This is a genomic window from Pseudomonas sp. NFACC51 (assembly GCF_900103575.1).
In the GTDB taxonomy this organism is placed as follows: domain Bacteria; phylum Pseudomonadota; class Gammaproteobacteria; order Pseudomonadales; family Pseudomonadaceae; genus Aquipseudomonas; species Aquipseudomonas fluorescens_Q.
Map to the genome: position 1 here is coordinate 1 of NZ_FMXH01000028.1, position 9,097 is coordinate 9,097.

Here is a 9,097-nt window from a genome sequence, read left to right on the forward strand (position 1 = left end):
CAGCCTTTAGCGTTTGTGGTCAATCGTTGGGCAGATGCAACTGCACCTCCATGGCGTCATGGAGGAGTCGGACGATCTCAATCACGTCGCCGTCTCCCACACGATAGAACACGATATGTCGCGGACTTTTGACCACGCCATGAAGTAGTTTGGCCTGCTGGCGTGAATAGATGAGGTGATAGCTGCGAAGGCCCGGTGCAAGCTCATCACGGTCGTGGCTGCCAATGCGATAAGGCGTGTCGGCAATCGCTTGCAGCGCCGCGAGGATCAGCGCCTGGTAGCGCTGGCGTGTTTGATCGTCGGACTGCGTCGGGTCTCGCATCACTTCGCTGGCATTCTAATAACGCATCGGTGTCATAGCCGGCATCGGAGGGGCGCGTCAGGACGGCTCGCTGACAGATTACTGGTTGAGGGTTGAGTCGATATCTGCATGCCCTATCTCGTAGCGAGCTGCTGAATCTTCATTTCATGAACGACTGACCCTGGGCCGTTGGTCGTAAAAATTATCCGTCAACAGAGATGCGGGTTGATAGGGTAATTTAAGTGATAGAATTAAAATGTTATATAAATCAATATGTTGTATTAGCTCCCTGCCGACGATCCCCCCATACATGTCGTGTCTCGTCAAAAACGCTGAGAGGAATGACAGTAGGGAATAGACATGCATGATGTCGTTTTGATAGCATTTTTTGGTCGGGTGCATTTGAGTATGGCCGGCAGTTGCACGTCAAATTGTCAAGGGGGCGGCCCGGATTTAAATAAGACTCTGCGTCTATTCAATACTAGTCTTCGCTCGTTATGAGTAGTGCTCAGATTGAAATCTCTATTATTCAGATTAGAAACGGCCGCTTTTACAAAGCCTGTAGTTACTCTCAAAGTCAGGACTGTTTAATTAGATTGAAATGCGATTGATATTATAGCTAAAGGTTATAGTGGTTCGTGTTCGAAAATGGAAATGTTAATTTCTTGATTTTATTGGGTTTTTTTATTTTGGGTGTGTCGGTTCATGGTGACGGCGGAGCGAATCTGGCTGTCTCGGAAATAAAAATAAAGATTCTCGTTGCGCAGCCGAACCAAACGGTATGAGCATATGATTCAACAGCGTTTGGGTAAATGATGAAGCTTTATTATTTGGCGTGTTGGTGTGTTTCTTTGGCTGCTAGTTTCTTCAGCTCATATGTCTTCTCTGCTGAAAAGCTTTCATCAGTTCATGCAGATCTAATTGGTGTGTATCAATCTGCTTTTCAAAGTGATGCGCAACTATCTGCCGCCCGTCATGCATATTTGGCGCAACGAGAAGCGGTACCTCAAGCGCGTTCAGGACTACTGCCGAATCTAACGGCAGGTGCAACGACCGAAGCAACTCGACTAGAGCGTGACGAGCCCTCCTTGAGTCGTGCACGCAGCGGAACAACCTTTCGTGCGAACCTCAGCCAACCGCTTTTTCGCATCGACCGTTGGTTCCAACTGAAAGCCGCACAATCCAGTGTAGCTCAGGCGGATCTGGAGCTTTCCGCGAAGGTACAGGGGTTAGCGCTGATTGCTGCGGAGGCTTATTTTGAAACATTACGTCAGCTTGACGCCCTAGCGGCAGTCCAGGCTGAAGAAGCTGCTCTGTTGTATCAGCGTGACCAAGCACAAGGCCGATTAGAAGACGGTGCCTCTAGCATTACGGATGTATATGACGCGCAAGCGGCCTATGACAACGTACAGGCGAGTCGGCAATTGGTACAGCGAAAAGTCGATGATGCATTTGAGGCTTTAAATCGATTGACTAATCAATCTTACAGCTCTATAGCCGGGATGGGGCATCAACTCCCGGTCGAACCACCAATCCCCAACGAAGCTCAATCCTGGGTTGACACGGCTGTACGTCAAAACCTGCAACTCCAAGCCAATGAACAGGCTGAGCGAGCCGCAGAGCAGACGTTAAAGCAATACAAAGCAGGGCACCTACCAACGATTGATGCGGTGGCCTCATATCGTAAGGGAGACAACGATAGCTTCGGTTACAGCAACCCTACAGATTTTGGGCGAGACGGATATCGTGAAAATGTTGCGCAAAGCAGCATCGGAATTGAATTAAATATTCCAATTTATTCAGGCGGAATGACCAGCTCCAAAATTAAGGAATCTGTCGAGCGGCTTCTACAGAGTCAAGATGAAACAGAAGATCGACGCCGAGAAGTAGTGTTGAACACTCGTAACTCGTTCCGAGGGGTCAATACGGATATCGCTCAAATCCATGCGCGCCGACAAGGTATTACTTCGGCCCGAAAATCGGTGGAGGCGAACCAGGTAGGCGTAGATATTGGGTCGCGTAATATTGCTGATGTGCTCAATGCACAAAAGCAGCTGTATACGGTTGTGCGTGACTACAACAACGCACGTTACGACTATATCGTTGATAATCTTAAATTAAAGCAGGCGGCCGGAACCTTAAGTGTTGATGATTTGGAGGTTTTATCCTTATATTTGAAGCATGATTACGTCCCCTCTAGAGATTTTCTTCCCCCAGGAGTTTGAATAAGCGTTGCCTTAATCGCGAAACGTTCTTTGAATTCGCTCCAGTTTACCTGAAGTACGTGTATTTTATGTATGGCCTTTGGCCATATCTCTTGCGAAGTAATGCCCGAGCACTATATGACATGACTGAGACCGTCCAAGACGATTCTGCGCCTGAAAATGCCCCTATTTTTGACTCTGGCCTGGCTTCTCTGGTCATGCTTGCCCGGTTTCATCAAGTTGCAGCTTCTGCTGACCAACTCGCCCATGAGTTCGGAAGCGTTGATGGTCCATTTGGTCAGGCGAACATGTTGTTGGCTGCGCGTAAGCTCGGCCTCAAAGCTAAGGCTGCGTCCACCTCTGTTGACCGCCTGCACCGCACGCCGCTGCCTGCCATTGCCAGCGACGTGAATGGGACGTTTTTTATTATCGCGCGCATGGACCAAGGCAATGTGTTGATCCATGACCCGGCAGTGCAGCGGCCGGAAGTGATCACTTTCGAAGCGCTTCAATCACGTTGGACAGGACAGCTTTTGCTGATCCGTTCCGAGGCAAACACTCCAGGAGAATCCTCTAGGTTTGACTTTACGTGGTTCATCCCAGCGATTGTCAAATACCGAAAACTGCTCGGCGAGATCATGTTGGTGTCGTTTGTTCTGCAGATCTTCTCTCTGGTCACCCCATTGTTCTTCCAAGTGGTTATGGACAAGGTGCTGGTGCACCGAGGGCTGACGACCTTGGACGTCATTGCGGTAGGCTTGGTCGTGGTGATGCTTTTTGAGTCTGCGCTGACGGGGTTACGCAGTTACGTATTCGCGCATACGGCAAGCCGTATCGATGTAGAGCTGGGTTCCAAGTTATTTCGGCACTTGATCACTCTGCCGCTGGCTTATTTCCAAGCGCGGCGAGTGGGGGACTCAGTGGCTCGGGTTCGCGAGCTGGAGAATATCCGCAGCTTCCTGACAGGTAATGCGATTACCTTGATACTCGACGTGCTTTTTTCCGTCGTGTTCATTGCTGTGATGTTCTATTACAGCGGCTGGCTGACGTTGATCGTCGTGATATCGCTACCCCTGTACATATTGGTGTCGGTATTGATCACGCCGGTCCTGCGCGCACGGTTGAATGATAGCTTCGCCCGGGGAGCAGAAAACCAGGCCTTCTTGGTTGAGACCGTCAATGGTATCGATACCCTCAAGTCGATGGCTGTTGAGCCTCAGGCCATTCGCAAGTGGGACAACCAGTTGGCCGGATATGTAGCGGCCGGCTTTAAAACTCAGACTCTGTCCACCATCGCTAACGAGAGCGTATCGCTTATTGGGAAGCTGGTCACCGTGGCGACTTTGTGGGTCGGGGCTCGCCTGGTGATCGAAGGGCAGTTGTCTGTGGGGCAATTGATAGCATTTAACATGCTCGCCGGCCGCGTCGCGCAGCCGATCATGCGTCTGGCGCAGCTATGGACTAACTTTCAACAGACCGGCGTCTCGGTGCAGCGTCTGGGTGACATCCTCAACACACGCACCGAGATCGCTCAGGCAACGCGAAGTTCGTTACCGCCAATCCGCGGCCGCATCGAGTTTGACCAAGTACATTTTCGCTACCGTCCCGATGGGGCGGAGATCTTGCGTGGCGTCAGCCTCAGTATTAACGCGGGGGAAGTGATTGGTGTGGTCGGGCGTTCGGGGTCCGGCAAGAGTACCCTGACTCGTCTGCTCCAGCGGCTCTACGTACCGGAACGCGGACGTGTGCTGGTGGATGGAATGGACCTGGCGCTGGCGGACGTATCTTCGTTGCGCCGTCAGATAGGTGTTGTACTCCAAGACAACATGCTGTTCGCTCGCAGCATCCGCGAGAACATTGCCTTGGCCGATCCTGGCGTGTCGCTGGAGAAGGTCATTCACGTAGCCAAGCTTGCTGGCGCCCACGACTTCATCCTTGAGCTTCCCGAAGGCTATGACACCGTAGTGGGTGAGCACGGAGCGTCGCTGTCAGGCGGACAACGTCAACGTGTCGCCATTGCCCGTGCTTTGATGGGCAACCCCCGGATCTTGATCTTCGATGAAGCCACTAGTGCGCTCGATTATGAGTCGGAGCGCGTAGTGCAGCAGAACATGAAGGACATCTGCAAAGGGCGCACGGTCATCATTATCGCCCACAGACTTTCCGCTGTACGTGACGCCAACCGCATCGTGGTGGTGGAGCGTGGCCAGATTGTGGAGCAGGGCACTCACGCAGAACTATTGACCCACCAGGCCGGACACTACTCGCGCCTGCATCGTTTGCAGCAAGGAGCTGGCAATGTCTAACGCAGAGTCGGCAGGCTTGCTGCAACGGTATCGACACGCCTGGCGCCAGTCCTGGAAGGCTCGCCGGGAAATGGATGCTCCGAGACGTCTGTCACACGAGATTCAGTTTCTGCCAGCTTCCCTTGAATTGCAGGAGCGACCGACTCATCCGGCCCCTCGCGTGTTCATGTGGGCGATTATGGCTTTTGCCGCTATTGCACTGGTTTGGGCCTGTGTCGGCAAGATCGATGTCGTGGCGACAGCTACGGGCAAGATCATCCCCAGTGGTAAGAGCAAGGTTATTCAGTCCAGCGAAACAGCAGTTGTAAAGGCCATCCATGTGCATGACGGCCAGACCGTCAAAGCTGGTGAGTTGCTTTTGGAGTTGGATTCCACTTCGGCCCAGGCTGATGTGGGTCGCGTGCAAAGCGATCTATTGGCCGCGCGGATCGACAGCGTGCGGGCCGCTGCGATGATCGATGCAATCGATCATCAACGAGCACCTAGAACGTTAACTGGAGCCATCCAGGGTGCCGACCCTGAGCACGTACTCGCTGCCGAGCGTTGGGTGCAAGGCCAATACCAAGAGTATCGCAGCAACCTGGACACTGTTGACGCTGAGATTGCTCAGCGACAAGCCGACATTCAGTCGGCACGAGGCCAAGTCGTGAGTCTGCAGAAAACACTGCCTATCGTCGCGAAGCTGGCGGATGACTATCAAAACCTCTTGGAAAAACAGTACATCGCTCGCCATGCCTACCTTGAAAAGGAACAGGCGCGGTTGGACGTCGAACGTCAGTTGAGCGTGCAGCAAGCCAGCATGCTTCAGTCTTCTGCGGCGCGTCAGGAGGCTGAAAGACGGCGGGCCGGCGTCATAGCACAAACACGACGTGCGATGCTGGATCTGCTGCAGCAGGCCGATCAGAAGGTGGCTTCGTTAAAGCAGGATTTGGCCAAGGCCGAGTATCAAGATGGCCTGACTACCCTTGAAGCACCGGTAGATGGAACGGTACAGCAATTGAATGTGCACACGGTAGGCGGAGTGATAACTCCAGCGCAGCCGTTGCTGACAATCGTACCGACCGGACAGCCTGTTGAAGTTGAGGCTACTCTAGAAAACAAGGATGTCGGGTTCGTTCACAAAGGGCAGGCGGTCACGGTGAAGGTCGAGACATATACCTTTACTAAGTACGGAGTAATTGATGGAGAGGTTGTGAGTATTTCATCAGACGCAATAGAAGATGAACAGCGAGGGCTGATTTATAACGTGAAGATTCGGCTCGCAAGTAACTCCTTGTCAGTTGAAGGGGGGCGGCTTGATTTGGAACCTGGAATGGGGGTCACTGCTGAAGTGAAAACCGACAAGCGTCGAGTGATTGAGTATTTTCTGAGCCCCTTGCAAGCGCATTTCAAAGAGAGCATTAGGGAGCGGTGACTTGAATAAGACAACGTTAATAACAGCGATAGTGAGGGTTGGGTGAAAAATATATTATTTCTACCTCTGTATTTCGGTGGCGGTGTTTTGCTTTACCAATGGATCGAATTCTTGCGGCCTGCTGGGGAAGGGTTAAATACTTTCTATTCATGGCTTTTGTTAGATACCAATCCTGAGCTCGCGATTCGTCAGGGTTTAGGTTTTATTTATGCTAGTTTTTTTCATTTGGGTTGGGCTGCACTGTTTTCTGAATCAGCGAAGAATTGGGTGCAAACGGTAAGTAAAGGCAACGTTGTTTATCTTTTTTTTCGAAGTGCAGCTTTTTTTGTCGCATGCTTGGTGATTCTCGGCATGGTGGGGGTAGGGTTGGCGAGACGTCCATATTCCCCGTTCCACCAGTACTTTTCGCTACTAGTTACGTGTGTGCTCTTAGGTGGTTGGACCTGGTCTCTAAAAGATTTTGTTCTGGCGGTATTTGATATTATGGGAAGGAAGTCTAAATGAGCATACCTACAAAAGTGCTTGGGCAAGCCGCTACGGTAGTTTACATTTACGATAAAGCTGATGCGGCCATCAAGTGGTACAATATTGGTCGTGATGCGACGGATCCGGCTACGCGAAATGAGGCCTATCTAAAGGCGGGAGAAGAAATAGCAAAAATGGCGGGTATAGGAATACCCGTCTACTATATCGAAAAAATACTTCAAAAAAGCGGGCTCGATTTAGTATTTGACTCAATGAAAAATAATCAGACGCTGCAAGAGTATCTTGTGCGTCAGGGATTTAAGGCTGAGTTATTCAAATTTGGACTTGCAAAGACTCTTGAGTTTTTTATTGATGAGTTCTCTGAGTACTCGGGCGAAAGAGGGTGGCTTGATCCCATTTTTGACGCCGTTAATGGGAAATTTACGTCTGCCGAGAATTTTGTGTTCCGGATCGATCCATTAGCGCTCGATCTTGATGGCGACGGCATAGAAACTGTCGGTACATCATCTGGAGTGAAATTCGACTTCGATGGCGATGGTGTCAAGACCGGCACTGGATGGGTAAGCCCTGATGACGGGTTTCTTGTTTTAGACCGAAACCTGAATGGAGTCATTGACGCTGGCGCGGAGTTATTTGGCGTCGATACAATAAAATCAAATGGCAGCAAAGCTATTAATGGATTTGATGCGCTTTCGGATCTTGATTCTAACGCCGACGGTGTGTTTGACGCTAGAGATAATAAGTTTAATAGCGTCAAAGTTTGGCAAGATAAAAATCTTGATGGGATATCTCAAGCGAATGAATTAAGGACGCTCAGTGATCTGAAAATTCAATCGATTGGTCTAAGCTCGGTGTCATCGGGCAGTGTGCAACAAGAAAATATTATTGCTTCTGTCGGTGTTTTTACTTATGAAGACGGGCATACGGGATCTTCGAATGGTAATCAAAGCCTTGCAGTGAGTCTGGATTTAGCCTCGAACCCGTTTTATACACAATTTCCGGCTGGAGAAGTGAGCGAAGAGGCATTGTTGCTTCCGAACATGGCTGGATCGGGTGCTGTACGAGACTTAGCCGAGGCCGCCACACTCAGCCCGGAGCTTCTTGCCAAATTGAAGGAGTATTCGCAAGCTACCTCTCGAGAGCAGCAGCTTTCGTTGATGGATGCGCTTCTAGAATCCTGGAGCGTAACGTCTGATTCAAAAAATCTCCAAGAGCGTATTGAGGGGCTCGCAGGTGGGGGAGTATTCAAATTTGTTTGGTCGTGGGAGGTATTAGGTACTGAGCCTACGCCTGCGCAAGTCGCGAGAGCAGCCTTAGTTGAAAAAATTGCAATTTTGGAAATTTTCAATGGTCGAAGTTTTTTTGATTTTAACTTGGTTGCTGGGGCGGCTGGAGGTGTCGATCTTAAAGTTCGATCTGGTAGTTTCGAAAGTGTAAAGTCTGTTGGGGTTATAGGTGACGGGCAGCAGGTCACCATAACTGAACACGATTTACCGCTAAACTTTGCCCATGAACAGCTGCTGAATGAGTCTTATTCGGAGTTGATAGATTCTGTTTATCAAGGGCTTTTGGAACAGACGCGCCTTAAACCTTATTTAGATAGCGTCGCTTTGGCGGACGACTTGGCATCTTGGGATCTTAGTGGCTTAGTTGACACGCTCCAGCAAAGTTTTGATGTGTCAGCCGTAGGGACTATGATGGACATGCTCGAGCTGTTATCCAGTTCGGCCGGTGACGTGTTGGCGAACCAAGTCTCAGAGTCGTTCGTTGGCTTTTATAGCGAGTTGTCTGAAAACAATCGCGCGCTTCTGTTCGCCCAGATACCGGAACTTGTTGTCAGTGGAGGTTTGGACGACATTCTGAAAGCGGGGCTTGGAAACTCGTACATTTTTGGAGGTGGGGGGAGCGACTCTATTACGGGGGGCGGCGGTAACGATTCACTGGTTGGTGGTGATGGCGCTGATAATATTACGGCAGGAGGCGGAGCTGATTTCTTACTTGGAGGGAACGGAAGCGATAGTCTATTAGGACAAAGCGGGAACGATCATCTAATTGGCGGGGCGGGTAATGATCAGTTACAAGGGGGGGACGGAAACGATACCTTGGAGGGTGGAGAAGGCAACGATACCCTTGATAGCGGCGTAGGCAGTAACCAGCTGTTCGGCGACGAAGGTAATGACTTGCTTAAGGTCGATCTGAACGCAAGAAACAACGTGCTGGCAGGTGGTTTGGGAGATGACGAGATCTATGGCGGCTATTATGCCGACACCTACTTATTCAACCTGGGCGACGGCAAGGACACCATCACTGAACACGATGGTGGTGTCGGTGCAATAGACACCTTGCGCTTTGGCGCAGGCATCCTTGCCAGTGATATCAACACTCG

Annotated in this window: 6 protein-coding genes; 5 read left to right on the plus strand and 1 reads right to left on the minus strand. The window is 50.6% G+C overall.

Annotated features, from left to right (window positions below; all coding sequences use genetic code 11):
- Positions 1-19: 19 nt before the first annotated feature.
- A complete protein-coding gene (locus tag BLT00_RS30500; protein WP_092152614.1) occupies positions 20-322 on the minus strand; it encodes a type II toxin-antitoxin system RelE/ParE family toxin in 303 nt (100 codons plus the stop codon).
- 791 nt (positions 323-1,113) lie between these two features.
- On the opposite strand from BLT00_RS30500, the gene BLT00_RS30505 reads away from it, so the two are divergent.
- The 5 genes from BLT00_RS30505 to BLT00_RS30525 all read left to right on the plus strand — a co-directional run.
- Positions 1,114-2,526, plus strand: coding sequence for a TolC family outer membrane protein (locus BLT00_RS30505; protein WP_092145693.1), 1,413 nt, complete (start codon positions 1,114-1,116; stop codon positions 2,524-2,526).
- A gap of 122 nt (positions 2,527-2,648) precedes the next feature.
- A complete protein-coding gene (locus tag BLT00_RS30510; protein ID WP_092145728.1) occupies positions 2,649-4,811 on the plus strand; it encodes a type I secretion system permease/ATPase in 2,163 nt (720 codons plus the stop codon).
- On the plus strand, positions 4,804-6,225 hold the full coding sequence (locus BLT00_RS30515) for an HlyD family type I secretion periplasmic adaptor subunit (RefSeq protein WP_092145697.1): 1,422 nt from the start codon (positions 4,804-4,806) through the stop codon (positions 6,223-6,225). The genes BLT00_RS30510 and BLT00_RS30515 overlap by 8 nt, the downstream gene beginning before the upstream one ends.
- A gap of 42 nt (positions 6,226-6,267) precedes the next feature.
- On the plus strand, positions 6,268-6,729 hold the full coding sequence (locus BLT00_RS30520; protein WP_092145699.1) for a hypothetical protein: 462 nt from the start codon (positions 6,268-6,270) through the stop codon (positions 6,727-6,729).
- A partial coding sequence (locus tag BLT00_RS30525) for a calcium-binding protein (protein ID WP_092152616.1) occupies positions 6,726-9,097 on the plus strand: 2,372 nt, incomplete at its 3' end. The genes BLT00_RS30520 and BLT00_RS30525, both read left to right, overlap by 4 nt.

Excerpts from the sequence above, each read along its gene's own strand:
- BLT00_RS30515 (WP_092145697.1), top strand. The coding sequence starts at position 4,804 with ATGTCTAACGCAGAGTCGGCAGGCTTGCTGCAACGGTATCGACACGCC.
- BLT00_RS30505 (WP_092145693.1), top strand. The coding sequence starts at position 1,114 with ATGATGAAGCTTTATTATTTGGCGTGTTGGTGTGTTTCTTTGGCTGCT.
- BLT00_RS30510 (WP_092145728.1), top strand. The coding sequence starts at position 2,649 with ATGACTGAGACCGTCCAAGACGATTCTGCGCCTGAAAATGCCCCTATT.
- BLT00_RS30500 (WP_092152614.1), bottom strand. The coding sequence starts at position 322 with ATGCGAGACCCGACGCAGTCCGACGATCAAACACGCCAGCGCTACCAG.